This is a genomic window from Streptomyces sp. NPDC002809 (assembly GCF_040295435.1).
In the GTDB taxonomy this organism is placed as follows: domain Bacteria; phylum Actinomycetota; class Actinomycetes; order Streptomycetales; family Streptomycetaceae; genus Streptomyces.
The window spans coordinates 20,374-45,010 of record NZ_JBEOVJ010000068.1; the positions used below are offsets into that span (position 1 = coordinate 20,374).

18 protein-coding genes are annotated in these 24,637 nt (G+C 71.8%); 10 read left to right on the forward strand and 8 right to left on the reverse strand.

Annotated features, from left to right (window positions below; genetic code table 11):
- Window positions 1-154: 154 nt before the first annotated feature.
- The 7 genes from ABT025_RS29875 (at window position 155) to ABT025_RS29905 (ending at window position 9,973) form a co-directional block, all read left to right on the forward strand.
- Window positions 155-1,150, forward strand: a complete 996-nt coding sequence (locus ABT025_RS29875; protein WP_351001187.1) for an ABC transporter substrate-binding protein — start codon at window positions 155-157, stop codon at window positions 1,148-1,150.
- A complete protein-coding gene (locus ABT025_RS29880) occupies window positions 1,147-1,944 on the forward strand; it encodes a 2,3-dihydro-2,3-dihydroxybenzoate dehydrogenase (protein WP_351001189.1) in 798 nt (265 codons plus the stop codon). The genes ABT025_RS29875 and ABT025_RS29880 overlap by 4 nt, the downstream gene beginning before the upstream one ends.
- Window positions 1,945-2,113: 169 nt before the next feature.
- Window positions 2,114-3,331, forward strand: coding sequence for an isochorismate synthase (locus ABT025_RS29885; protein ID WP_351001191.1), 1,218 nt, complete (start codon window positions 2,114-2,116; stop codon window positions 3,329-3,331).
- Window positions 3,328-5,172 (forward strand): (2,3-dihydroxybenzoyl)adenylate synthase, encoded by a 1,845-nt coding sequence (locus ABT025_RS29890; RefSeq protein WP_351001194.1) that lies wholly within the window; start codon window positions 3,328-3,330, stop codon window positions 5,170-5,172. Before ABT025_RS29885 ends, ABT025_RS29890 begins: the two co-directional genes overlap by 4 nt.
- 12 nt (window positions 5,173-5,184) lie before the next feature.
- The gene (locus ABT025_RS29895) at window positions 5,185-5,817 is read left to right on the forward strand and encodes an isochorismatase family protein (protein ID WP_351001197.1); all 633 of its coding nucleotides are present in this window, start codon (window positions 5,185-5,187) and stop codon (window positions 5,815-5,817) included.
- 5 nt (window positions 5,818-5,822) lie between these two features.
- Window positions 5,823-6,050, forward strand: a complete 228-nt coding sequence (locus tag ABT025_RS29900) for a phosphopantetheine-binding protein (RefSeq protein ID WP_351001200.1) — start codon at window positions 5,823-5,825, stop codon at window positions 6,048-6,050.
- Window positions 6,047-9,973 carry a non-ribosomal peptide synthetase gene (locus ABT025_RS29905; protein ID WP_351001202.1) on the forward strand — a complete coding sequence of 1,309 codons (3,927 nt, stop codon included), beginning with the start codon at window positions 6,047-6,049 and terminating at the stop codon, window positions 9,971-9,973. The genes ABT025_RS29900 and ABT025_RS29905 overlap by 4 nt, the downstream gene beginning before the upstream one ends.
- Before the next feature lie 27 nt (window positions 9,974-10,000).
- Here the strand turns inward: ABT025_RS29905 and fes are convergent, their stop codons facing one another.
- On the reverse strand, window positions 10,001-11,269 hold the full coding sequence (fes, locus tag ABT025_RS29910; protein ID WP_351001205.1) for an enterochelin esterase: 1,269 nt from the start codon (window positions 11,267-11,269) through the stop codon (window positions 10,001-10,003).
- 368 nt (window positions 11,270-11,637) lie between these two features.
- On the opposite strand from fes, the gene ABT025_RS29915 reads away from it, so the two are divergent.
- Window positions 11,638-13,362, forward strand: coding sequence for a hypothetical protein (locus tag ABT025_RS29915; RefSeq protein WP_351001208.1), 1,725 nt, complete (start codon window positions 11,638-11,640; stop codon window positions 13,360-13,362).
- 136 nt (window positions 13,363-13,498) lie between these two features.
- Complete coding sequence (locus ABT025_RS29920) at window positions 13,499-14,560, forward strand: YncE family protein (protein WP_351001211.1); 1,062 nt, start codon at window positions 13,499-13,501, stop codon at window positions 14,558-14,560.
- A 76-nt stretch (window positions 14,561-14,636) separates the two neighbouring features.
- Here ABT025_RS29920 and ABT025_RS29925 read toward each other — a convergent pair whose 3' ends face one another.
- From ABT025_RS29925 to ABT025_RS29945, 5 genes are read right to left on the reverse strand one after another with little or no spacing between them, the layout of a single operon-like run.
- On the reverse strand, window positions 14,637-17,435 hold the full coding sequence (locus ABT025_RS29925) for a hypothetical protein (protein WP_351001213.1): 2,799 nt from the start codon (window positions 17,433-17,435) through the stop codon (window positions 14,637-14,639).
- Complete coding sequence (locus ABT025_RS29930) at window positions 17,432-18,544, reverse strand: ATP-binding protein (RefSeq protein ID WP_351001216.1); 1,113 nt, start codon at window positions 18,542-18,544, stop codon at window positions 17,432-17,434. The genes ABT025_RS29925 and ABT025_RS29930 overlap by 4 nt, the downstream gene beginning before the upstream one ends.
- Before the next feature lie 12 nt (window positions 18,545-18,556).
- The gene (locus ABT025_RS29935; protein ID WP_351001219.1) at window positions 18,557-20,077 is read right to left on the reverse strand and encodes a VWA domain-containing protein; all 1,521 of its coding nucleotides are present in this window, start codon (window positions 20,075-20,077) and stop codon (window positions 18,557-18,559) included.
- On the reverse strand, window positions 20,074-21,465 hold the full coding sequence (locus ABT025_RS29940; RefSeq protein ID WP_502972060.1) for a hypothetical protein: 1,392 nt from the start codon (window positions 21,463-21,465) through the stop codon (window positions 20,074-20,076). The genes ABT025_RS29935 and ABT025_RS29940 overlap by 4 nt, the downstream gene beginning before the upstream one ends.
- The gene (locus tag ABT025_RS29945) at window positions 21,465-21,935 is read right to left on the reverse strand and encodes a hypothetical protein (protein ID WP_351001225.1); all 471 of its coding nucleotides are present in this window, start codon (window positions 21,933-21,935) and stop codon (window positions 21,465-21,467) included. The genes ABT025_RS29940 and ABT025_RS29945 overlap by 1 nt, the downstream gene beginning before the upstream one ends.
- A 299-nt stretch (window positions 21,936-22,234) precedes the next feature.
- Here ABT025_RS29945 and ABT025_RS29950 point away from each other — a divergent pair, with 299 nt between their 5' ends.
- Entirely contained in the window at window positions 22,235-22,666 is a 432-nt protein-coding gene (locus ABT025_RS29950) for a DUF6083 domain-containing protein (protein WP_351001228.1), read from the forward strand.
- Window positions 22,667-22,753: 87 nt separating this feature from the next.
- Here the strand turns inward: ABT025_RS29950 and ABT025_RS29955 are convergent, their stop codons facing one another.
- Together ABT025_RS29955 and ABT025_RS29960 are read right to left on the reverse strand one after the other, a co-directional pair.
- Window positions 22,754-23,536 carry an SGNH/GDSL hydrolase family protein gene (locus ABT025_RS29955; RefSeq protein WP_351001230.1) on the reverse strand — a complete coding sequence of 261 codons (783 nt, stop codon included), beginning with the start codon at window positions 23,534-23,536 and terminating at the stop codon, window positions 22,754-22,756.
- Window positions 23,523-24,092, reverse strand: a complete 570-nt coding sequence (locus tag ABT025_RS29960; RefSeq protein ID WP_351001233.1) for a PadR family transcriptional regulator — start codon at window positions 24,090-24,092, stop codon at window positions 23,523-23,525. Before ABT025_RS29960 ends, ABT025_RS29955 begins: the two co-directional genes overlap by 14 nt.
- Between the last annotated feature and the right edge of the window lie 545 nt (window positions 24,093-24,637).

Below are 24,637 nucleotides of genomic sequence, written 5' to 3' on the forward strand. Positions count from 1 at the left end.
AGCCTAACCTAAGTAAACCGGCCGGACGGCGGCGGTCCCCAGGGCTCTCCATGTCCTGAAACCGCGTCAATCGCCCTGCCCTGCCCCCCTTCGGTGCGGCGGAGCAGACCCAGAACCGGCCTCAATCACTCGAACGCAACGGAGATTCCAGGCCATGGCCCCGCATTCGCCCCTCTCTTCCCGCGGCCGCGTCCGCCCCTCGGTGGCGGTCTCCCTGATCGGCATCTGTGCCCTCGCGTTGACCGCCTGCGGGTCCTCCGAGGCTTCGGAGGGATCTGACGATTCGGGCGCGTCCAAGTCCTCGGCGACGACTCAGGTGACGGACGCCACCGGGACGTCGGTGAAGGTGCCCTCGGCACCCCGGCGTGTGGTCGTCCTCAGTGAGATGGACCTGGACGCGGCTCTCGCACTGGGCGTGAAGCCGGTGGGTCTGACCGCCGGCCGCGGCCAGAAGGGCGCTCCCGCCTACCTCGCGGACCAGGCGAAGGACATCCCCGTGGTGGGCGCTGTCACCGGACCGGACATCGAGAAGGTCGTCCAGGCCAAGCCGGACGTGATCCTCGCCGGCCAGCTCGCCGACGAACAGGTCCTCCAGCAACTGCGCAAGGTCGCCCCCACGGTCGTCACGATCGACGGCACCAAGGACTGGAAGAAGGCGCTCTCGCTCACCGGGAAGACGCTCGGCAAGGGCAACCGGGCCGAGGAGTTCCTCGCGGACTACGAGACCCGGGCCGCCGCCCTGAAGAAGGACCTGGGCGCGGAGGCCGGCGCGAGCGTGTCCGTCGCCCGCTACTCGGCCAAGGGCTCGGCCGTCATGCAGCAGGGCGTGTTCATCAGTGACGTCCTGAAGGACCTGGGCTTCACCCGCCCCGGCATCCAGAACGAGAAGGGCGAGGGCCACTCCACACCGATCAGCGACGAGAGCCTCAAGGAAATCGACGGGGACTGGCTCTTCATCGGCACCCTCACCTCCACCGGATCGGACCAGGACCTCGTGGACGAGCTCTCCAGGAAGCCCGCGTACAAGCAGCTCAAGGCCGTGAGCAGCGGTCGTTCGACCGTGATCGACGGCACCAAGTGGACGAGCCTCGGCGGCGCGCAGGCGGCCGTCTCGGTGCTCGACGACATCCGCAAGGCCATGGTCAAGTGAATCCCGCCCCGGAACTCACCGGCCGGCTCGCCCTCGTGACGGGGGCGGGCCGCGGGATCGGCGAGGCGGTGGTGCACGCCCTCGTCGAGCGCGGCGCCCGCGTCCTGGCCACCGACGTCGCCCCCGACGGCGTGGGCGCGCTCGCCCGGAAGTACGGCCGGCAGGTCGCGGCCCGCACGCTCGACGTCACGGACTCCGCAGCCGTGGAGGCACTCGTCGCGGAGGCCGAGGACACACTCGGCCCGCTGGACATCGCGGTCAACGTCGCCGGAGTGCTGCGGTGTTCGGCCGTCGCCGACCTGACGGACGAGGACTGGGCGGCCACCTTCGCGGTCAACACCAACGGGGTGTTCCACGTCTCACGGTCGGTCTCGCGCCGGATGGCCGACCGTGGAGCGGGAAGCATCGTCACCGTCGCGTCCAACGCCGCGGGCATCCCCCGCACGGACATGGCCGCGTACGCGGCCTCGAAGGCCGCCGCCGTCATGTTCACCAAGTGCCTCGGCCTCGAACTGGCGCCCCTGGGAATCCGCTGCAACACCGTCTCACCCGGTTCGACCCTCACCGACATGCAGCGTGGCATGTGGCCGTCCGGCGACGCTCAGGACGAGGAGGCCGCTGCCCGACGGGTCATCGAAGGGGACGGGGCGAGCTACCGAACGGGCATACCGCTCGGCCGGATCGCCGACCCGTCCGACATCGCCGAGGCCGTCGCCTTCCTCGTGTCCGACCGCGCGCGCCACATCACCCTGCACGACCTCTACGTGGACGGCGGCGCCACCCTGCGGGCCTGACCGCCCGCCCGGCACCACCTCCACATGAACGGCGGCGCCACACCGCGGACCAGACCGCCCGCCCGTGCACCGCCTCCACGTGAACGGCGGCGCCACCCTGCGGGCCTGACCGCCCGCCCGGCACCCTCGACAGCGGATCGCAGCCCTCCCCCACTGGAGACAAGAAGACATGTCTGCCTCACTGCGCGTACCCACCGCCCCGCACCGGACCGCCCCCCGCACCGCCCCTCCCTCCTCACCCGGCGCGGCCACCGCGCTGCTGGACGCCTACCGGCCCGGCGCGGACCGCTTCCTCGCCTCGTCGCGCCGGACCCTGCTCGTGTCCGGCCTCGCAGCAGAAGTCCCCTACGACTCAAGGCCGTTGACCACCCGCGTACGCGAGGTGCTCGATGCCCGGCGGCGCGCCGGGGACCCGGCACCGATCGTCGTGGGCGCACTGCCCTTCACGCCGGGCGCCCCCCACTCACTGGCGGTCCCTCAGTCCGTCCGCCGGACAACGGCCCTCTGCGAGGACCCGCTCATCGCGCTCCCCGGCCCTTCGGCCGAGCCCGGCACCTGGCAGACCCGCGAGGTCCCCGAGGCCGGCGCGTACACCGCGGCGGTCGCCGCGGCGGTGGGGCGGATGCGCGCCGGGGAGTTCGACAAGGTCGTCCTCGCCCGCACCCTGGAACTGACCTCCTCGCAAGAACTCGACCTCCCTGGCATGCTGCGCCGGCTCGCGCAGCACGACCCGAGGGGCTACACCTTCGCCGTCCCCAGCGGACCGGGCCGCACCCTGATCGGTGCCAGCCCCGAACTCCTGGTCGCCCGCACCGGAAACGTGCTCACGGCCAATCCGCTGGCCGGCTCCGCTCCGCGCAGCGAGGATCTGGCCGAGGACGTGCGGCGCGCGGCCGCGCTGCTGGAGTCCCCCAAGGACCTGCACGAGCACGCCGTGGTCGTCGCCGCCGTGCGGGAGGCTCTCGCTCCCTTCTGCGTGAGCCTCGACGTACCCGAACGCCCCACGCTCGTACGGACCGCGGCCATGTGGCACCTGTCGACGACCGTCACCGGAACACTCACGAACCCCGCCACCTCCTCGCTCGACCTCGCTTCGGCGCTGCACCCCACGCCCGCGGTGTGCGGCACCCCGACCGATACCGCCCGCGCCGTCATCGCCGAGTCGGAACCCTTCGACCGCGGCGCCTACACCGGCATGGTCGGCTGGCAGGACGTGGACGGCGACGGCGAGTGGGTCGTGACGATCCGCTGTGCCGAGGCCGAGGGCCGCTCGCTGCGACTGTTCGCCGGTGCCGGCGTGGTGGCCGCTTCCTCGCCCGAGGCGGAGACGGCGGAGACCGCTGCCAAGTTCCGCACCTTCCTCAGCGCCGTGGGCACCACGCTGTGAGCGCCGCCCCGCAGGACGACGCCCCCACCTGGCCGGCCGGCTTCGCCGAGCGATACCGCGCGGCCGGCCACTGGCGCGGCGAGACGTTCACCGGCGTACTCCGGGCGCGCGCCGCTGCCCACCCCGACCGTGTGGCGGTCGTCGACCCCGCGGACGGGCGCCGCACCCGGACGTACGGCGAACTCGACGAGCACGCGGCCCGGCTGGCGGCGGGGTTCGCGGCCCGGGGCATCGTCAGGGGCGACCGGGTCGTCGTCCAACTGCCCAACGTCGCCGAGTTCATCGAGGTCGTCTTCGCCCTCTTCCGGATCGGTGCACTGCCCGTCTTCGCCCTGCCCGCCCACCGGGAGACGGAGATCGGCTACTTCTGCTCGTTCACCGAGGCCGTCGCCTACGTGATCCCGGACCGGCACGCCGGCTTCGATCACCGTGCGCTGGCGGCCACGGTGAAGGCGCGGGCTCCCGGACTGAAGCACGTGTTCGTCGTCGGTGACCCGGGTGAGCACACCGCACTGTCCGACGTGCCGTGCGAGGACTCCGGTCCGGTGGACGGGCCCGAGCCGCACGACCTGGCCTTCCTCCAGCTTTCGGGCGGCACCACCGGGGTGCCGAAACTCATTCCGCGCACACACGACGACTACATCTACTCGCTGCGCGGCTCCAACGAGATCTGCGGCGTCGACGAGGACACCCGCTTCCTCGTGGTGCTGCCGGCCGCGCACAACTTCCCGATGAGTTCACCGGGCTGGCTCGGTGCGCTGTACGCCGGCGGCACGGTCGTCCTGTGTCCGCGCCCCGACCCGGCGACGGCCTTCCCGATCGTCGAGCAGGAGCGCGTCACCATGACGGGGATGGTGCCGCCGCTCGCCCTGGTGTGGACCGAGGCCGCGCCGGACGCGGAGCAGGACCTGTCCAGTCTGGAGCTGGTCCTGGTCGGAGGCGCCAAGTACAGCGAGGCCGCGGCCCGCCGGCTGGAGCCGGCGCTCGGCTGCCGGCTCATGCAGGTGTTCGGCATGGCCGAGGGTCTCGTCAACTACACCCGGCTGGACGACCCTCCGGAGACCGTGGTCACCACGCAGGGCCGGCCGATCTCCGAGGACGACGAGATCCGGATCGTGGACGACGCCGGACAGGACGTCGCCGAGGGGGACTTCGGGCATCTGCTCACCCGCGGCCCCTACACGATCCGGGGCTACTGGCGCGCCCCCGAACACAACCGGACGGCGTTCACCGAGGACGGCTTCTACCGCACGGGCGACATCGTGCGCCGCACCGCGAGCGGCAGTCTCGTGGTCGAGGGACGGGCGAAGGACCAGATCAACCGGGGCGGCGAGAAGGTCGCGCCGGAGGAGATCGAGAACATCATCCTCGCCCACCCCTCCGTGCACGACGTATCGGTGGTCGGCGTCGCCGACGCGTATCTGGGCGAACGCACGCTCGCGTACGTGATCCTGCGCGCCGGTGCCGAACCGCTCAGGCCGGTTGCGGTGAAGCGGCACGTGCGCGAGTGCGGAGTCGCCGCGTACAAGGTTCCCGACCTCGTCGAGTTCGTAGACGTCTTCCCGCAGACCGGGATCGGCAAGGTCAGCAAGAACGGACTGCGCTCCGGGTCGGCCCCCGGCTCTCCCGGCACCGCGTCCAGGTCCTCACCCGGCTCTCCCGGCTCCCCTACCTCCTCCGGCACCGCGTCCGGGTCCTCCCCCGGCTCCCCCGGCTCCCCCGGCTCCCCCGGCTCCCCCGGCTCCCCCGGCTCCCCCGGCTCCGCTCCTGGCCCGGGATCCGCCTCCCGGGCGGGCTCCGCTCCCGCCGAACAGCACCGAGGCCGCTCCGCGCGGCACTGAAAGGCCCTCCCCGTGGCACTTCCCGCCATCACCCCCTATCCCCTGCCCCGCGCGGACGAGCTTCCCGTGAACCGGGTCGCGTGGACCGTCGATCCGGCGCGCGCCGTGCTGCTCGTCCACGATCTCCAGAACCACTTCCTCGGTGCGTTCCGCTCCGGCGAACAGCCCCTGACCGGGATGCTCGACAACACGGCCCGCATCATCGAGCAGTGCCGCGGCGCCGGCGTCCCGGTGGTCTACTCGGCACAGCGCGGTGACCAGACCGCCGAGGAACGCGGGCTCCAGCTCGACTTCTGGGGCCCCGGCGCGGCCGACGACGCCGAGGCCCTCGCCGTGCCGGACTCCGTCGCACCGGCGGCCGGTGACACGGTGCTCACCAAGTGGAAGTACAGCGCGTTCGTCCGTACCGAACTCGAGGCCCTGATCCGGGAGTCGGGCCGGGACCAGCTGGTGATCACGGGTGTGTACGCGCACATCGGAGTGCTCATGAGCGCCGCGGACGCATGGATGCGGGACATCCGGGCGTTCGTCGTGGCCGACGCCGTCGCCGACTTCTCGCGCGAGGACCACGACATGGCGCTGCGCTGGGCAGCGGGCCGCTGCGCGGCCGTGACCACCACCGACGCCCTCCTGAAGGAGATCTGAGCACCGTGGCCCTCACCCTGGAACAGATCCGCAACGACGTCGCCGAGTCCCTGGGCGAGGAACCCGCGGACATCCCCCTCGACGAGAACCTCCTCGACTACGGCCTCGACTCGGTCCGCATCATGGCGCTGCTCGGACGATGGCGTCGCGACCACGACGTGCGGGCCGACTTCGCCGATCTCGCCGAACAGCCCTCCATCGAGGCCTGGTCCCCGCTCCTGGGGGTCTCATGACGGTCCTGCTCACCGATACGACCGGCGCCACGACGGACGGGCCGGGCACCGAACTGCCCTTGACGGCGGCCCAGTCGGGCATGTGGTTCGCGCAGTCGCTGGATCCGCTCAGCCCGGCGCAGAACACCGCGGAGTGCCTGGAGATCGACGGTCCCCTCGACCCGGAGGTGTTCGCCGCCGCGCTGCGCCGGGTCACCGCCGAGGCGGACGCACTGCGCGTCCGGATCGAGGAAGGGCCGGAGGGCCCGCGCCAGATGGTCGCGGCCTCGGTCGAACTCCCGTTCACCGTGCACGACCTGCGGGACGTGCGCGACGCGGGCCGGCAGGCGGAGGCGTGGATGCGCGCCGACCTCGCCGAGCCGTGCGACCTGGCGGCCGGACCGTTGTTCCGGCATGCGCTGTTCCGCGTCGGACCGGAGCGCTGGCTCTGGTACCAGCGGATCCATCACCTCGTCATGGACGGCTTCGGCTACTCGCTGCTCGTCCGGCGCACGGCCGAGATCTACTCGGCACTCGTCCGGGGCGGGGATCCCGGGCCCCGGGCCTTCGGAACGCTCACCGACCTCGTCGCGCAGGACGCCGGATACCGGGCGTCGGCGGCGTTCGCGGCAGACCGCGCCCACTGGTCCGAGGCCTTCGCCGACCGGCCGGAGGTCCCGAGACTCGCGGGCCGTGGCGCGCTGCCGTCGCGTACGTTCCTGCGCCGCACCGCTCACCTGGGCCCGCAGGCCACCGAGGGCGTGCGGGAACTCGCGACGCGGCTCCGGGCGACCTGGCCGGAGGTGCTGATCGCCGCGCAGGCGCTCTACACCTCGCGGGCCACCGCCCGCTCCGAGGTGGTGCTCGGACTGCCCATGATGGGCCGGGTGGGTTCGGTCGCGCTGCGCGTGCCGGGCATGGTGATGAACGTGCTCCCGCTGCGACTGACCGTCACCCCGGGCACGACCTTCGCCGAACTGGTGCGCCAGGTCGTGGTGGGCATCCGCACGGTCCGCCGCCATCAGCGCTACCGCTACGAGGACATCCGCCGCGATCTGCGGCTGCTCGCCGAGAGCCGGGGCCTGGTGGGCCCGCTCGTCAACGTGATGCCCTTCGACTACGACGTGGACTTCGCGGGTGCGCCGGCCCGGGCCCGCAACCTGTCCGCGGGCCCGGTGGACGACCTGACCGTGAACATCTACGACCGCGCGGACGGCCGCGGGCTGCGCATCGACCACGACGGCAATCCGGCCCTGTACGACGAGGGCGCGCTCGCCGCCCATCAGGAGCGTTTCCTGAACCTCGTGGAACGGCTGACCGCGACGGACCCGCACACCGCGCTCGCCGCACACGGCATCGCGGTCCCCGCCGAACACGACCTGGTCGTCCAACAGTTCAACCGCACGGAACGCGCACTGCCGCCGACGACGCTGATCGGACCGATCGAGGCGCAGACCGCCCGCACCCCCGACGCGACCGCACTCGTGTACGGGGACGTCTCCCTCACGTATGCGGAGCTGAACACCCGCGCCAACCGGCTGGCCCGGCATCTGCGGACGCTCGGCGCCCGGCCGGGTGCGGTGGTGGCGGTGGCGGTACCGCGCTCGGTGGAACTGATCGTCTCGCTGCTCGCCGTGCTGAAGGCGGGAGCCGCCTATCTGCCGCTCGATCCCGAGTACCCGGCGGAGCGGATCACCTACATGCTGCGGGACGCGGCGCCCGTCTGTGTCGTCACCGACCGTGCGGACCGCCTCCCCGACGGCGCGGGCACGAAGCGGGTCGTCCTGGACGGTCTCGACGTCTCCGGGTACCCGTGGTGCGATCCGTCGCGCCCGCTGACGCCCGCACACCCCGCGTACGTCATCTACACCTCGGGATCCACCGGCCGCCCCAAGGGCGTCGTCGTGTCGCACGGCGCGATCGACAACCGGCTTCGCTGGATGCAGGACACCTACGGGCTGACGGCGGACGACCGGGTACTGCAGAAGACGCCCTCGTCGTTCGACGTGTCCGTATGGGAGTTCTTCTGGCCGCTGCGCGAGGGTGCGGCGCTGGTCGTCGCGGAGCCGGGCGGTCACAGGGACCCAGGCCACCTGGCCCGGCTGATCCGCGAACACGCAGTCACCACCTGCCACTTCGTGCCCTCGATGCTCCAGGTATTCCTCGCGGAGGCGGACCCCGGCGCGTGCGCAGGACTGCGCCGCGTGTTCTGCAGCGGGGAGGCGCTCCCCAGGGAGACCGCGCAAGCCTTCGGGCGTGGACTGCCGCATGTGGAGCTGCACAATCTGTACGGACCGACGGAAGCGGCCGTCGACGTCACCTTCCACGCGTGCGCGACGCACGACACCGGGCCCGTGCCGATCGGGCAGCCCGTGTGGAACACCCGGCTCCATGTGCTCGACGCCGCGCTGCGGCCCTGTCCTCCTGGGGTGCCGGGCGAGCTGTACCTGGCGGGCCGCCAGTTGGCCGACGGCTACCTGAACCGCCCGGAGCTGACCGCCGCCCGGTTCGTCGCCGACCCCTTCGGGGCCCCGGCTCAGCGCATGTACCGCACCGGGGATCTGGCTCGCTGGACGGAGCAGGGCGAGGTCGAGTACCTCGGGCGTACCGACCACCAGGTCAAACTGCGCGGGCAGCGCATCGAGCTCGGCGAGATCGAGGCAGCACTGGCCGCCGTGACGGGGGTGGACGGGGCCTGCGCCCTGGTGCGTGAGGACCGGCCCGGCGAACAGCGGCTCGTCGGATATGTGACGGGAGCCGCCGACCCCGCGACGGTGCGCACCGCACTGGCCCGAGAGCTTCCTGAGCACATGGTGCCGTCGGCGGTGGTGGCACTCGACGCCTTCCCCCTCAGCCCCAACGGAAAGCTGGACCGCCGCGAACTGCCCGCCCCGGTCTTCACCGGCGGCGCGGACGGGCAGCGGGCGTTGAGCGCCGCGGAGGAGGCGCTGACGCGGCTGTTCGCGGAGGTGCTCGGGGCTGCCGCGGTGGGCCCCGAGGACGCGTTCTTCGATCTGGGCGGGACCTCGCTGCTCGCGGTCCGGCTCGTGGCACGGGTGCGGGAGGAGTTCGGTACCGAGCTGACGATCGGTTCGCTGTTCGAGGCGTCCACACCTGCCGCGCTCGCCGCCCGGATCGACGACGCCACAACCGCGTCCGCGGACGCCCTGGACGTGGTCCTCCGACTGCGTGGCGGGAGCGCGCGGACACCGCTGTTCGCCATCCACCCGGCGGGCGGCATCGCCTGGTGCTACGCCGGGCTGTCCGCCCGGCTCGGCCCGGACCAGCCGTTGTACGGCATCCAGGCACGCGGCCTGGTCCGCGACGAACCGCTGCCGCGAACGCTGGAGGACGAGGCCGCCGACTACGTCCTGCGCATCCGGGAGGTGCAGGCGCACGGCCCCTACCGTCTGATGGGCTGGTCGGTGGGCGGGGTCCTCGCGCACACGGTGGCGGTACTGCTCCAGGAGAGCGGCGAGAAGGTGGAACTCCTGGCGCTGCTCGACTCCTTCCCCGCCGAGCAGTGGCGGGAGCGCCCCGCGCCGGAGGAGGGCGACGCCCTCACCGCGGTGCTGCGCATGGCGGGCTTCGAGCGCACCGGCGAACGTACCCGCGAGGACGTGCTCGCCACGCTGCGCCGGGCGGGCAGTCCACTCGCCGGTCTGGAGGACCGGACGCTGTCGAAGATCGTCGACATCGTGCCCAACCATGCCCGCATGATGCGTGAGCACGTGCACCGGGGTTACGACGGCGACCTGTTGTTCTTCACCGCGGCCGCCCCGCGGGCGGAGGACTGGCTCACGCGTGAGGCGTGGCGAAACCATGTGACGGGCGCCGTCGTCAACCACGATCTCGACTGCACGCACCCGCAGTTGATGCAGGACCGCTTCCTCGACACCATCGCGGCCGTGCTCGCGGACCGGCTGAAGGAGCTGGGCACCTGACCGGCGCACCGCCTCCGCCCGCGCAGGTCAGGCGGAGGCGGTGCCCGGGGTCAGCAGGTCGGTCAGACCGTCCGCGAGTTCCGTACGCCAGCAGAGGTAGTCGTGGCCGCCGTTGAACTCCCGGTAGGAGGCGTCCTCGTAGCCGGCGGACGCGAGCGTGTCGCGCAGTCTGCGCGCAGCGGGAAGGGCCACCCACTCCTGCTCGCCGAAGGAGAGCCAGAACCGGACCGGCAGACGCGGGGATTCGGCGACCCGCGCGGTGAGCCACTCGGCTTCCGGGCCGTCCGGCCACCAGAACGAACCCGACTGCGCCAGTACGTTGCCGAACCGGCCGGGCGCGGTGAGCGCCGCGTAGGCGGCGGTGAGTCCGCCCAGGCTCTGCCCGGCGACGACGGTGCGTGCGGGGTCGTCAGTGACCGGCAGACGCGCGGCCGTCCAGGGCAGCAGTTCATCCGTGAGGAACGCGACGAAGTCCGGACTGCAGGCAAGATCCGACCAGCGCGTGTCCGCGTCGACGGACTCGGGCAGCAGGGCGACGAGCGGGGGGATCCGTCCGTCGGCGATGAGGTTGTCCAGCAGATGCGCGAGACCGAGGTGCGGCTGCCAGTGCTCCCCGTCCAGGACGACGAGCACCGGCAGTTCCGTCGCCCCGTGGGCACCGGCGGGACGGTACGTCCATACGCGCCGGCTGCTGCCGAGATGGCCGGAGGGGACCTCGTGCGCGGACACCTCCCCCCGGGCGACGTCCGGTCGCGGCAGCCAGTCCCGGGCGCTCGGGGCAGCGGGGAGCTCGGCGTAGGAGACCGGGTCACCACCCCAACGGCGAGGCAGCGAACGGTGGTTGAGTGGATCGTGGCGGCGCAGGGTGCGCAGCCGGCGCCAGTAGTCGGCCGCTTCGGGGCCCGGGCCCTCACCCTCGTCGACGTAGAAGTCGTACGTGCCCCGCCAGTCGTGCCGCAGCCGCAGTGTCCAGTGCCAGACGTCCGTGCCGGGCACGTGCTCCATCAGGTTGCCCTCGGGGGCACGCGGGTCGCCGAGCTTGTTCGGCAGCACCTGCACGGCGCGGGTGCCGGGGGCGCCGCGCCAGAGGAACGTCACGGCGACGTGGTCGTCGCCGCCCAGCGGGTCCGGTCCGACGAGCGGCGTGCCGGAACCGGCCACCCGAGCCCAGAACTCCTCGACTTCACCGGGGCCCGGCAGGGCGCACACGGGATCCATGAGCCGGGTCAGCGGATCCGGCCGCACCGTCCTGGGCGGTCGCTTCGGGGCGTCCTGGGGCGGCAGGGACGTGATCATGAAGAGTGGCTCCGAATGACGAGACTTTTCAACTTAGGGTCACCTTACCTTTCCGGTGCCACAAGCCCGCCGCGGGCCCACCCCGGGCCCACCGGGAACCCATCGCGGTCGCGCACCGCGGGCACGCACCACCTCGCGGCCACACGCGGACCCTCAATCCTTTTCTCACATTATTAGGTTAGGCTCACCTAACTTGGTGCTCAACGCGGGCTTGTCCCGCCGTCGTTGGCTTCGCACCCTCAGCCACCCCTTCCCCCTCACTCTCCGCCTGCCAGGAGCAGCCCACCATGAACCCCGAAAGACCCTCCCGGACCCCCGCGATTGTGCCCGCGACCGCATCCCGCGCCTCCCGCGCCAGAATCAGCCGCATGGCCGCGCTGGCAGCCGGTGCGACGCTCGGCCTCGGCGCCCTGGCCGTCCCCCTGGCCACCGCGAGCAGCAGCGGCACGCAGACCGGGAGCGCACTCGCCCTCGTGGCCGACACGACCGCACCCACGGTCGTGCTGGGCGCGGCAACGGTGAAGCCGGGCGGCGAAGTACCGTTCACCGCCTCCGGATTCCCCGCCGGCGCCACGCTCAGCGTGAAGTTCGACGACAAGACGCTCCTCAAGCAGTTCCCCGTCGGCGACGACGGCAGCGTCGCGGGCGCCGTCACCGTGCCTGCCGACGCCACCGTGGGCGGCGAACACTGGCTGCGGTTCCTGGCGCCACAGACGAGCGTCAGAAGCGAGAACCTGTCGGTGACGGGCGATGCGCCGTCACCGACGCCCACACCGACACCGACCCCCACACCGACGACGGAGCCCACACCGAAGCCCACGGCCACCGCGACCCCGCCGGCCGCGCGGCCCACGGTCCGGCTGAGCGGTTCCGAGGCCACGGCGGGCGGCAAGGTCTCCTTCACCCTTTCCGGGTTCACCAAGGGCCAGAACGTCACGGTCAAGCTGGACGACAGCGAGATCATCGGGCAGTGGACGGGCGCAGTGAACGCCTCAGGCACGTTCTCCGGCACTGTGACCCTCCCCAAGTCGACCTCGGCCGGGGCACATTGGCTGCGCTTCCTCGCCCCGAACCCGTCCACGAGCCTGCGCGCCGACTTCTCGGTGAAGGCCACGGGCACGGGCGGCGCCGGCAGCTCGGGCACGGGTGGTGGATCCGGCGGCACGACTGACACCACCGGCACGACGGGCGGCACCGTCGGCGGCTCCGGCACCACGGGCGGCGGCTCCGGGGGCAGCGCCGTAGCGTCCGCCTCGATCACGGCGGGCTCGCAGGTAGCCGCCGGCGGCAAGGTCTCCTTCCGGGTGACCGGATTTCCCGCCGGCGAACAGCTCACCGTCAAGCTCGACGACTCCGAGATCATCGGGCAGTGGCCGGACGGCATCGGTGCCGACGGCACCCTTTCCGGCACCGTGACGATTCCGGCCTCGGCGACGAAGGGTGCCCACTGGCTGCGCTTCCTCGCCCCGAATCCGTCGACGAGCGTCCGGGCGGACTTCACTGTCACCACCGGCACTTCGGCAGACCCTTCGGCCACGGGTGCCACCAGCGCGTCCGGCGGCGCGGCCGCCCCGGTACCGGCGGCCTCGGGCGCACCGGCGGCCGCCTCCAACTCCCGTGGGGCCAAGGCCGAGATCACCGCCGACCAGGTACAGGCGGGCGGAACGCTGCACTTCGCGGTGACCAAGTTCCCGGCCGGCCGCACGGTCACCGTCAAGCTCGACGACGACGCGATCCTGGGCCAGTGGAAGACCGACGCGAAGGGTTCGTACGAGGGCGACGTGACCGTCCCGGCCGGCACGTCGACAGGGGCGCACTGGCTGCGCTTCCTCGCGCCGGAGCCGGCCACCACGCTCAAGGTCGACTTCGAGGTGACCGGAGCGGACGGCATCCCGGGCAGCGCCCCGGCATCGGACGGCGCCGCACCGGACACCGCACCTCTCACCACCACGGCCGCGTCCCTGGGGAGTTCCGTCTCGTACGCGACCATCGCCTGGTCGGCCGCGGCCGCGGCGGTGGGCGGAGCGGCCGGCGCAGCGGGCACGACCCTGTTCCTGGTCCGCCGTCGGCGTCCCGCCGCCGACCAGGGCTGACGCTTCCCGAACACCCCTCACAGCCAGTCGAGTTGTTAGTCAGATCACATACCTGAAAGAGTGTTACTTAGGTAAGCCTAAGCTAAGTTTCAGGAGTACAGATCCTCATGCACCGCACTCAGGAGTTGACCCCAGCATGACCTCACCCACCCGCAGCCTGCGTCGCACCGGAACCTCCGCGGCCATCGCCGTCGTGCTCGCCGCAGGCAGCACCGCGGCACTGACGGGCACCGCGACCGCACAGAGCCGGCCGGCGGCCTCGGCGGTCACCACCGCACCGGTCGCTGCCGGTCTCTACCAGTCCTCCTACTCGGAGCGGAACCACGTCCTGTGGACCACCTCCTCGGTGGGACGGCCCCCGGTGACGAACTCCGCCCTGACGAAGGTGGACCCGCTGACGCTCAAGGTGAAGGCGACCTACACGCCGCCGGTCACCGACGCGGCCACCGGCGCGGTCGAGGCGGTCTACGGGGTGGCGGTCGACGACGAGCACAACACCGTCTGGACCACCAACACCCGCAACAACTCGGTCGCCGTCTACAGCCAGCGCACCGGCGAGCACCTCGCCACGCTCCCGGACGTGGCCCACGCCCGGGAGATCGTCGTCGACGAGCGTCACGACACCGTGTGGGCGAGCTCCTACGGGGACGGCACGCTCGTCGCCTTCGACAGCCGCACCCTCAAGGAGAAGAAGCGCGTCACGGTCGACGGTTCGGGCCCGACCGGCCTGGCCCTGGACGAGAAGTCCGGGACCGTCTACGCCGCCGACCTCACCAACGACCAGATCATCCAGGTCACCACCCGCTCCACGGCCCCGCGGCTCATCCCCACCGGTGACGGCCCGATCTCCGTCTCCCTGTCCAAGGACGGCCGCACCGCCTACACCGCCAACCAGACCGGCGGGGACGTCTCGGTCGTGGACCTCCGCAAGGGCCTCGTCACCAAGTCCGTCGCCACCGGTGCGGGCCCGCTGTCCGTGGCCACGGACACCCGCTCGGGCAACGTGCTCGTGGTCAACCGCACCGACGCCACCGTCTCGGTCGTCGACCCCCGCAAGGGCAGCGTCGTGGAGACCGTGGCCACCGGAGCCAACCCCAACCACATCGAGATCGCCGGCGGCTCCGCGTACGTCGTCGACAAGTCCGGCGCGGGCGCCGACGGCAAGGACCAGCTGCACCGCATCCGCCTCGCACGCTGATCCCTCAGCACCTTCCGAAGGGGTCCGGCCCGCCGTGTCACGCGGTGGGCCGGACCCCTTCGGCATCATCCGGCCCTCAGCCGGCCAGCAGCGCCTCCAGAGCCACCGCGGTGTCCGGATGTGCACCGGCCAGGGCCACGCCTGCCCGGCCGGAACCGGGGCTCTCCCATGTCCCTTCGCAGCCCAGCAGAGCTGCCACCGCATCGCAGGTCCCGGGGTGCGCGGCGAGCAGCGCGCAGCCACGGGCGGTCTCCCGACGGCCGGCCACCGGCAGCTCCGGCTGCGCCCGCCACGGCGGTATCCACGTGTCAAGCGCCCCGAGACGGCCGGGGAAGGTCCGTCCGGCCTCGCGGATGAGCAGCGGGGCCAGGTCGGCGCCGCCCGCGCGCAAGGTGGTGACCAGGGTCGGCAGCCAGGGCAGGAGCACCGGGTCGGGCAGCCGTCCGAACGCCTGCGACACCGCCTCCACCACGAAGTCCGTGAGCCCCGGGACGGGTTCCAGCGCGTGGACCAGACCGCTCAGGTAGCGCGGATACGCGGGCACCACCAGGGGGTTCCCCAGCAGTTCGTCGCACCGCGACCGCAGCTCCGCACGGGAGAGGTGCCCGAGCTGCACCTGCGCCGCCCACAGCAGCGCCGTCCTCGACGGCTCCTGCGGATGCGACTGGGCAAGGGCAAGCTGGAGCTGGGCGCGGTCGCATCCCAGCGACAGGGCCAGGTTCTCCATGCTGAAGAGGAAACCGAGCATCGCCGCCACCTGCCGGACGGTGGCGTCGTCGTCGGTGAACGACATCGGCAGCAGGGTGCAGTAATGCGCGTACCCGGTCTTGACGAAGGACTCGATCCACGGCGGCAGGACCGGCTCATTGGTGCGGTAGTAGGCCAGCAGCCGTCGTACCCGACGCAGCACCTCCGGTGCACCGTCGACGCTGCGTTCGGACGCCAGCACGTCCAGCGCCCGGGTGCCCAGCTCGTCGGCCAGGCGGCGGCTGCGCAGGTACAGCGTCGCGTCCTCGACGGCTTCCAGGACGCTCGCCGCGGTGGCCTGCGGGGCGTACGCCGTGCGGCGCAGCCTCTGCTCCAGGACCTGTTCGATGCTGACGCCCTCGTAGCCGAGCTCGATGAGGGCCCGCTGGTGGGTGCCGAGCGCCAGGTCCCAGGACTCCTGGATCGACCGCTCCCCCAGGCTCCGCTCGCCCATGATCGGCCGCGCGACGCCCGGTGGCAGCAGCCTGCGCAGCATCCACAGGACGTCGGAGCACCTCTCCAGCTCGGGCCGGGAGGCGATGTCGAGGAGCGCCCGCTGCACACCGCGCTGTTCGAGCCGCAGATTCAGGACCGCGAGCCGGTCGTGCACGTCACGGGCCAGCGGCGGCAGGGCGTCGTAGCCGACCTGGCCGACCCGGTCGCCGCCCATCATGATCTCCACCAGGCGGCGCACATCGCGCCGTCCCGGCACGGTGTCCTTCTCGATGCAGGTGACGGCCGCGTCCTGGAAGTCGTACGGCGTCGGCCTGGCCCGGTCGCGCATACCGGCCAGCAGGATCGACGTCTCGAACACCGCGATGGCGTCGGCGGTGGAGGCGAGATAGCCGTTGCGGCGGGCGGCGCGCACGATCTCCACGCACCAGCCGAGCAGTTCGGCCTCGTCCAGCCGGTCCAGGACGGGTGGGCGCCGGAGGAAACCGGACAGCTTGTCCGAGGGTTCGGCCGGCGGTCCGGGCACCGGCGCGGCCAGGGCCTTCCTGGCCCGTGGCTTCTTCCCGCCGGCCTGCCCCGCCAGGCGGTACGGCTCCACGCGGGTGCGCCGGACGTTGTTCGCCCAGACCGTCGCGGCGATCGACACGGAGCCGGCGGCGAGACCGAACTGCGCCTCGATCGCCGCGTGGCTGGACGGGATCAGTCCGTGCTGCCACTTCGTGGCGGTGCGCGGGGAGATCTCGAAGGTGTCGCTGCCGTGGACGCCGAACTCCGCGACGCGGCTGGCAGCGTGGAAGGCACCGCAGACGTAGAGTCCGTCGGCGGGGTCGGTACCGGTCGCGGCCAGATGGGCGCGCATCCGCGTCCACATGTGGCGTTCGCGGTCCTCGTCCACGCGTACCCGGTGCGGGTCGCCCGGCGCGAGGTGCCGGAAGAGGCTGCCGATCAGCAGCATGACCTGGCGGTAGGTGTCGTGGTCGCCTTCCCCGAGAGGGAGTTCCACGTACTGGTGCCACCACTCCGACCAGTGCCGAACCTTGCCGTGGCGGAGCAGGTGCTCCTCCAGTTCGGCGAAGCGGGGCCGCAGGTCGCCGATCCCCACGCCGACCGCGTCGCCGTGCAGGGCGGCCTCCTCCTCGGCGGGCGGTGCGTCGGAACCGGGTGCCGCCGGGTCGTCATCGAGGTGTTCCGCCCGGGCGTCCCACTGGTAGACGTGGTCCGATGAGCGGTCGACGAGGACCAGTTCGACGCCCGGTGTGTCCAGTGCGTAGGCGATCGCCTGGTACTCGGCCGAGGCCTCGGTGACCGGGGCGACCACCGAAAGCGGGGCCCATTCGGCCGGGAAGCCGTCGGTCTCGGTCGCGAACGCCTGCACCGCCACGGGGAGCCTGCAGTTGCGCAGCTCGGACAGGAGCGGAGCCATGTCCTCGCACAGCTCCAGGTAGACCACCTTCGGCTGCTTCTCCCGCAGCCGGCGCGCCATCGCGATCGCCGAGGCGGGTGAGTGGTGGCAGACGGGAAAGATCTCCAGGGGCTCACGCACGGCACGGTCCACGTCGTCGACGATGCCGAGGAGGATGGACTCCAGGGCGTCGGGTCCGTCGGCGAAGGTCGCGGCGGCCTCCTGCAACTGCGTGCGCAGCTCTTCGAAGCTCCGCTCGTGCGCGCCGGTCATGACAGGGTGGCGATCGTCTCGCGGCCGCCCTCCAGGAACTCGGGCCAGGATCCGCCCTCTTCCTTGCTGCGGGGCTCGACGACACCGTGCAGGTACTTGTTGAGAATGGCCAGGTCCTCGGGGTCCCGCCGGGCCAGCGAGCCCACGAGCGAGGATGCCAGCGTGCGGGCGGTCAGGTCGCGCTCACCGAAGAAGTTGCCGTGCAGGATCGCGTCCTCCAGCACGCCGATCTGTTCGGCTGTGGACAGGGCCGACTCCAGCTTCTCGTCGTCGCTGCCGGCCGCGGCAGCGGAGGCGCGCAGGTCTGCGAAGCTCTGCAGCAGCACGTCGAGGAGCGTCGGGGGCACGTCGAGCTCGATGCTGTGGCGACGCAGCAGTTCCTCGGTACGGAAGCGGACGATCTCCGCCTCGCTCTTCTTGTTCGTCACCACCGGGATGCGTACGAAGTTGAAGCGGCGCTTGAGCGCCGAGGACAGGTCGTTGACGCCCCGGTCACGGCTGTTGGCCGTGGCGATGACCGAGAAGCCGGGTTTGGCGAAGACGATGTTGTCGCTGTCCAGCTCGGGCACCGAGATGTACTTCTCGGACAGGATCGAGATCAGCGCGTCCTGGACGTCGCTGGTGGAACGGGTCAGTTCCTCGAAGCGGCCGATCGCACCGGCCTCCATCGCCGTCATGATCGGTGAGGGGATCATGGACTCCCGCGACTGTCCCTTGGCGATGACCATGGAGACGTTCCAGGAGTACTTGATGTGGTCCTCGGTGGTGCCGGCCGTGCCCTGCACGACCAGCGTGGAGTTCCGGCAGATCGCGGCGGACAGCAGCTCGGCCAGCCAGCTCTTGCCGGTGCCGGGGTCACCGATGAGCAGGAGACCGCGGTCGGAGGCCAGGGTGACGATGGAGCGCTCGACGAAACTGCGGTCGCCGTACCACTTCTGCGTGATCTCCCGGTCGAGGCCGTCGGCACGCTCGGAGCCCAGGATGAAGAGGCGCACCATCTTCGGCGAGAGCCGCCAGGAGAACGGTTTGGGGTTGTCGTCGACGGACTCGAGCCACGCCAGTTCCTCGGCGTACTTGATCTCGGCGGGGGCGCGCAACAGGTCTGACATGAGAGGCCCTTTCTAGGCGAGGAACGTCTTGAGCTCGTGGACGAGCTTGCGGATGTGACCGGAGAGCACCGGCGTGCCGAGGGCCTTGAAGCGTTCGCGGAACCAGGGGTTGACCTCCTGGCGGCCGGAGCTGGTGACCGACCCGACGGGGATGAACTTCACTCCGGAACGGTGGACGGCCTCGATGCCCTCGAACAGCGGCTGGGAGCGGTCGAACTCGTAGAAGTCGGAGATCCACACCATCACGGTGTCCTTGGGATCGGTGATCTTCGGGCGGGCCATCGCCATCGCGACGGGACCGTCGTTGCCCCCGCCGAGCTTGGTGCGGAGCAGGGTCTCGAAGGGGTCGTGCACCCACGGCGTGAGGTCGAGCGCCTGCGTGTCGTACGCGATCAGGTGGACGTCGACCTTCGGAAGTCCGGCGAAGACCGACGCCAGGATGGTGCAGTTCACCATCGAGTCGACCATCGAGCCCGACTGGTCCACGACGACGATCAGCCGCTGGGGTGTCGTCTTGCGCGCGGTGTGCCGGTAGTAGAGGCGGTCGACGTACAACCGCTCCTCCTCCGGGCTCCAGTTGGTGAGGTTCTTCCAGATCGTGCGGTCGAGGTCGAGATTGCGGAACACCCGCTTGGGCGGGACGGAACGGTCCACGGCGCCCACCGTGGACTTCTCCACCTGGGTGCGCAGCACTTCGGCGACCTCGTCGACGAAGCGGCGGATCAGGGACTTGGCGTTGGCCAGGGCGATACCCGAGAGGTTGCTCTTGTCCCGCAGCAGCTGCTCGATCAGCGACATGCTGGGGGTCAGCTGCGCCGCCAGTACGGGGTCGGCCAGCACCTCCCGCAGGTGCATCCGCCGGACGAGGTCGGCTTCGAGGGCGCCGAGCTCCGGCCCGATCGTGGGAATCAGCCGGGCAAGGCCGAGGTGCGCACCACCTCCGGATCCTCCTCCCCCGGTGCGGCCGCCCCGCAGTTCGCCGGGCGCGCAGCCGAGCGCACGCTCCAGCCACCCCGCGTCGGACTGCCAGCGCGCCAACTGCCCGGCGGTGACGGTGCCGGAGCCGGAGGAGAAGACGTTGAGGAGCACCTTCGAGACCAGCGCCGCCCGCCGCACCTCGGCGGCCCGGTCCCGTACGCCGTCGTCGGGCCCCGGGGTCATCAGGCCGTCGAACTCGTCGGCAAGCGCGGGGTGGCGCTGCACGACCGAGTCGACCGAGGCCTGCGGGTCCAGCAGTGCGGACGGCAACCGGAGGTCCTCGACGACGGCGAGGCTCGCCGACTCCAGCGCGGGCTGCTCCTCGGGGTCGAAGAGCCGGGCGAGGAGGCGCCAGTACAGGACCTGACGGCGGTTCTCGTGCGGGTCGGCCTCGGGCGTGCGCGGAGACACCGACGGGTGCGGTGCGGACGCGGGCGGTGCGTGGGGTGCGGACGGGGCCGACACGGACGCGGGCGGTGCCTGCAGTGCGGAGGTCGCCGGCACGGACACGTGCGGTGCGGACGGCTCCGGCAGGTCGGTCATGTGCTCCGTCATTTCCGCAGCAGCCTTCCCGCGCGCTCCCTGAGGACGGCGACGGCGTCGGTGGCGGCCTTCTCGGCCCTGGCACCGGCCTTGTCGGTCGTGCCGCCGGCCCAGCCGCCGGCATGCAGTGCGACGCTCTTCTTGCGCACAGTCGTCTCCACGGCCAGGGGCTGGAGGCGGTAGCGCCCGGCATCCCAGCGGAGCAGGGCGATGCACGCGCCGGACCCGGCGACGGCTTCCGGTGTGAGCGGCCCGGCGGCCGGAATGCGGTCGGTGTCGACCTCCAGCGGATGGCCGGCCACGGTGAAGGTCAGTACGTCGTCGCTCTGTTGGGCGGCGTATCCCTCCAGGAACACGGGCACGGCGATACGCGCCGGATGGCGGTCCAACGGCGCCGTGACCGCGTCGGTCGCGGTGGGCAGGGCGACGCGGGCCGTGACGAAGGCGTCGGCGCTCTCGCCCGGACGCGCGTGTGCGTCGCACCAGATCAGGTCGCCCTCCCCGGTGACCGGCATGGCGTCGAGGACCATCGAGCGGCCTTCGCCGACGGCTGCCAGAAGGGACATGTGCGGACGGAGCAGCTGCCAGATGCCGGCTCCGACCACCGTGTCGGGCTTCGGCACCGCCATGCCGGCCCGCACCAGCCGGGGTGCGGTGCCGTCGGCGGGCTCGAACACCGCGTGCACCTGGGCCTGTACGGCGGTGGCGTGTTCGTGCAGATCGACGCCGAGGGACAGGAGCCGGCCGGTGGCCGTGCCCGTCACGGGCACCTCGGCGGCGCCCGGCAGCGTCAGCAGCATCGCCCGGGACCACAGGTCGGCCCATCGACGCGCGGGCACGCGTTCCAGAGCCGCACCCGGGCAGGACGCGGCGAGTTCGGCCGCGAATCCGTCGAGCAGGGTCGCAAGCCTGCGCAGGACGGGGTCCGGGAGCATCGCGGAGACGACCGGCGCCGCCCCCGAGACGACGTCGTGGTCCATTCCCTGCCAGCCGGCACGCGCCAGATCGGCAAGCCAGGAGCGGGCTGCGGCTTGCAGATTCGCCGTCGGCCGGCTCTCGGCCGCCGGTATCTCCGCCGCCACGCCACGCGGTCTGCCGGTCGCTTCCCCGACGCGGCTCATCAGGGCGTCGTGTACGGAGCCGAGCAGCGCGGTACGGGCCGCGGCGAGGGCCGTGAAGTCGTCCTCGTCCGCCGATCCGTCGGCAGTCCGGCCGGCCGCGTCGGCAACCCTCGCGGCCAGTGGTGTACCCGCGACGGCGAGGCCGAACTCGGCCAGGGCGGCGGCCCGGTCGGGCCGGGGACGGAGCAGACCGTCGACGAGCGCCTGGTCGAAGGAGTCGACGGCCGCCAAGGCCTCGTCGAGCCCCGGGACGGTTTCGACAAGCGGATCCGTGCGCATCACGCCACCGTCCTGGTCGGCGGGAACCACTGCATCTCCGGCAACGGTGCCGCGCTCGGCGCGAGTTCCAGATACGCCAGGTGGCGCAGGAACCGGCTGAAGACGGGGGCGGCGTCCTTGGTGTCCGCCTGGGAGGGGCGGGTGCCGCTCATGCAGGTCTCGACGGTCGACGCGCTCGGCTCCCCGCTCGCCGTCTCCACCTTCAGGTAGCGGGCCACGCGCTCGGCGCCGTACTGCAGCACCGCCTCGTTGATCAGGGCCCGGATGTGATTGCAGAACGATCCCCGCGCGCCGCCGCAGGGCCGGTTGTTGTTGGTGCTGCAGGCGAACGCGTACGTGCCGGACGCTACCGACGAGACGTACACCCGACCGATGTCCGAACCACTCGACACCACACCCTGCAGCCGCCCGCCGGCCAGCTCGACGAACGGGACCTTGGCCAGTTTGCGTGGCCGCGCGGGTGCTGTCACCCGTGCCGTGCTCGACCTCTCCCAGTCCGACACCGCACCATCTCCTATGCACCGAGGGGGCGTCCACGCCTCAGTGGCGGAACACGGCTCAACCTACGTGCGACCACTGACAACGCAGGTCGCTCACGTGCTCGGAGCAGGCCGCTCACGTACTCGGGTCAGAACGCGTGGACCACCGCCGACGCGTCCGGCTGCCTCCTCGGGCGGTGCGTGGCAGCGCGGTGAGCGGGTTCTCGGGACCGGGGTGCGGCCGGATTGCGGCCTACCGGACCCGACGGCCCGTATGGACCCTGACGTGTATGGGGGACAACGAGAATTCCGCCACCGGTCAGGACCGACCCGACGACGCATCGCAGGCGGCCCTCGAAGGTGCCACCGCGCCGCCTCCGCCCGCCCCGCCCGAGTGCCCGCACTGCGGACTCACCCTGGACCGCCGCCCGACCCACTACGACGGGCACTGGGTCTTCCTCGAACCCGGAGTCGTCGTCGCCGCCCACACCGTCCCGCCGCGCCGACGCTGGATCCTCACCCCGGACGGCAGAGCCATGAACCTGTGGGACGCCGAACCGCTGCCCGGCGCACACTGCCGCATAGCGCACCGAGCCGTCTGCCCCTTCCTGGCCCGCGAGGACGCCCCCGCATGGATCACCGCCCTCCGGCGGAGGAACGGCCACCGGGCACAGCGGCTGTTCGACGTCCCGGAGGCACGGGGCCGGCCCGACGCCGGCTGACGGCCGTCCGGCCCGTACGGGGCGGCGCTCACGTCAGCCGGCGGACGAACGGCTTCCGGCCCGTCTCCGCCTGTGCGCCCCAGGTCGTCAGGAACCGACACCGAAGGGCAGGAGCTGCGGGCGCTTGGCGGTACGTCCGTCGCCCGAGGAACGACCGCGCAGCCGACGGCCCAGCCAGGGGCCGAGGAAGGCGGCCGCCCACCGCAGTTCGGCCCCCGCGGACCGCAGCCCCTTGGGAAGCACCTGGGGCGGAAGGGGATGCGTCCAGGCGTCGTCGCTTCCCGGCAGGTCGACGGCCTGGGCGACGGCAGCAGCGATCCGCGCGTGGCCGAGGGGGCTGGTGTGGAGCCGGTCCACGCTCCACAGACGCGCATCGGTGGCCACCGGGTGCAGGTCGATCTCGGCGACCGCGACGCCGTGGCGCGCGGCCGCGGCACGGATACGGGCGTTGAGGTCCGACACCCGGGACATGAGCGGCCGGGCGGCGGGCGCCACCTTCCCCACATCGGGGAAGGTCATGGTCGCCACCTGGGCCCCGGCGGCCGTCAGCGCGGCGAACATCGCCTCCATGTGCCCGACCACCTCCGCGGCGTCGAACCGAGGCCGGAGCACATCGTTGACCCCGGCGACGACGGTGGCCAGGTCGGGGCGCATGGCCAGCGCGGGCCCCAGCTGTTCCCTGTGGACCTGACCGGCGACACGTCCTCGGACGGCCAGATTCGCGTACTGAAGACCCGGGTTGGATACCGCGACATGCTCGGCGAACCGGTCCGCCCAGCCCCGTAGGCCCACGGTGTCGTCCCCGTCGCCGATCCCCTCGGTCTGGCTGTCGCCCAGCGCGACGTACCGCAGGTACTCACCGCTCGGCATGGGCTGCCTGCCTCTCCCGCAGCACGGCCGTGGTCCGCAGGCACCAGTCCCGGTGGCCCTGCTCGAAGGCCACCCCGCGCAGACACGTCAGGTACGGCCCGATCCGGTCCCCGTGGCGGAGGAACTCCGCCTCGTCCGCGTCCCCGCGCATCTGCCTCAGCAGCTTGTCGAGAAGCCCGATCTTCGCTTCGGCCGCGGACACGCGCTCTTCCAGCTGTTCGATCACCTGCGCGGTGCCGACGCGGTCGGCGGACTGGACCTTGACGAGCAGGTCGTCACGGATGAACGACGGCTTCGACGGAGTCGCGGCGAATTTCTCCAGCTCGTCACGACCGGCATCCGTGACGTGGAAGAGACGTTTGTTGGGCCGGGTCTCCTGAACCACCTGCCGCCCGGCGACCAGCCCTTCCCTCTCCAGCCTGGCCAGCTCCGTGTACAACTGCTGGGGCAGGGCGTGCCAGAAGTTCGCGACGCCGACGTCGAACGCCTTCGCCAGTTGGTATCCGCTGTACTCGCCGTCCAGCAGCGCCGCCAGCACGGCATGTCGCAAGGCCATCGAAGCAGCCCCTCCTTCTCCTCGCCGGTCAGCCCGGTGGCACCGGCCGCGATGCATCGTACTCAAGGATATGACTAGTCATATCCTTGAGTACTTCGGTCGGCACATCACGGTCCACCACGACCGGCCCGCCTAGGAATGCGCGATCGCCCCGCGCCCAGTCCCCGCCGAACCCCGCCCTCGGCCGACGGCGGGGTTCGGCGGGTGGCCGCGCATCCCGGGGAGCGCTGCCGCGCGAGCGTGGCGAGGAGAGGCGGAGCGGGCCCTACGGGGCCGGGGCGTCACTTCGTGAGTTCCACAGGGACGCACGGCTTCCGTGCCATGACCTGCGGCATCCATGAAATGCAGCCCGCGACCGCCGTGGTGGAGAACGGTCCCGCCCTGCTGTTCGAGGTGCGGACCGGCCTAGCCCGGGACACTGAACCGCCGCCGGTTCACAGCCTGTGCGCGCGGGGGATGTCGACTGTGGTGGGGGTCAGTCCCATTGGTCCTGGTTGATGAAGCGGCTGAAGCCTCGCCAGGAGTTGGGGCCCATCGCGCCGTCG

Coding starts and splice junctions, on each gene's coding strand:
- ABT025_RS29925 (WP_351001213.1), bottom strand. CDS start 17,435: ATGACCGGCGCGCACGAGCGGAGCTTCGAAGAGCTGCGCACGCAGTTG.
- ABT025_RS29920 (WP_351001211.1), top strand. CDS start 13,499: ATGACCTCACCCACCCGCAGCCTGCGTCGCACCGGAACCTCCGCGGCC.
- ABT025_RS29955 (WP_351001230.1), bottom strand. CDS start 23,536: ATGCCGAGCGGTGAGTACCTGCGGTACGTCGCGCTGGGCGACAGCCAG.
- ABT025_RS29950 (WP_351001228.1), top strand. CDS start 22,235: ATGGGGGACAACGAGAATTCCGCCACCGGTCAGGACCGACCCGACGAC.
- ABT025_RS29875 (WP_351001187.1), top strand. CDS start 155: ATGGCCCCGCATTCGCCCCTCTCTTCCCGCGGCCGCGTCCGCCCCTCG.
- ABT025_RS29935 (WP_351001219.1), bottom strand. CDS start 20,077: ATGACGGAGCACATGACCGACCTGCCGGAGCCGTCCGCACCGCACGTG.
- ABT025_RS29930 (WP_351001216.1), bottom strand. CDS start 18,544: ATGTCAGACCTGTTGCGCGCCCCCGCCGAGATCAAGTACGCCGAGGAA.
- ABT025_RS29915 (WP_351001208.1), top strand. CDS start 11,638: ATGGCCGCGCTGGCAGCCGGTGCGACGCTCGGCCTCGGCGCCCTGGCC.
- ABT025_RS29885 (WP_351001191.1), top strand. CDS start 2,114: ATGTCTGCCTCACTGCGCGTACCCACCGCCCCGCACCGGACCGCCCCC.
- ABT025_RS29940 (WP_502972060.1), bottom strand. CDS start 21,465: ATGCGCACGGATCCGCTTGTCGAAACCGTCCCGGGGCTCGACGAGGCC.
- ABT025_RS29960 (WP_351001233.1), bottom strand. CDS start 24,092: ATGGCCTTGCGACATGCCGTGCTGGCGGCGCTGCTGGACGGCGAGTAC.
- ABT025_RS29905 (WP_351001202.1), top strand. CDS start 6,047: ATGACGGTCCTGCTCACCGATACGACCGGCGCCACGACGGACGGGCCG.
- fes (WP_351001205.1), bottom strand. CDS start 11,269: ATGATCACGTCCCTGCCGCCCCAGGACGCCCCGAAGCGACCGCCCAGG.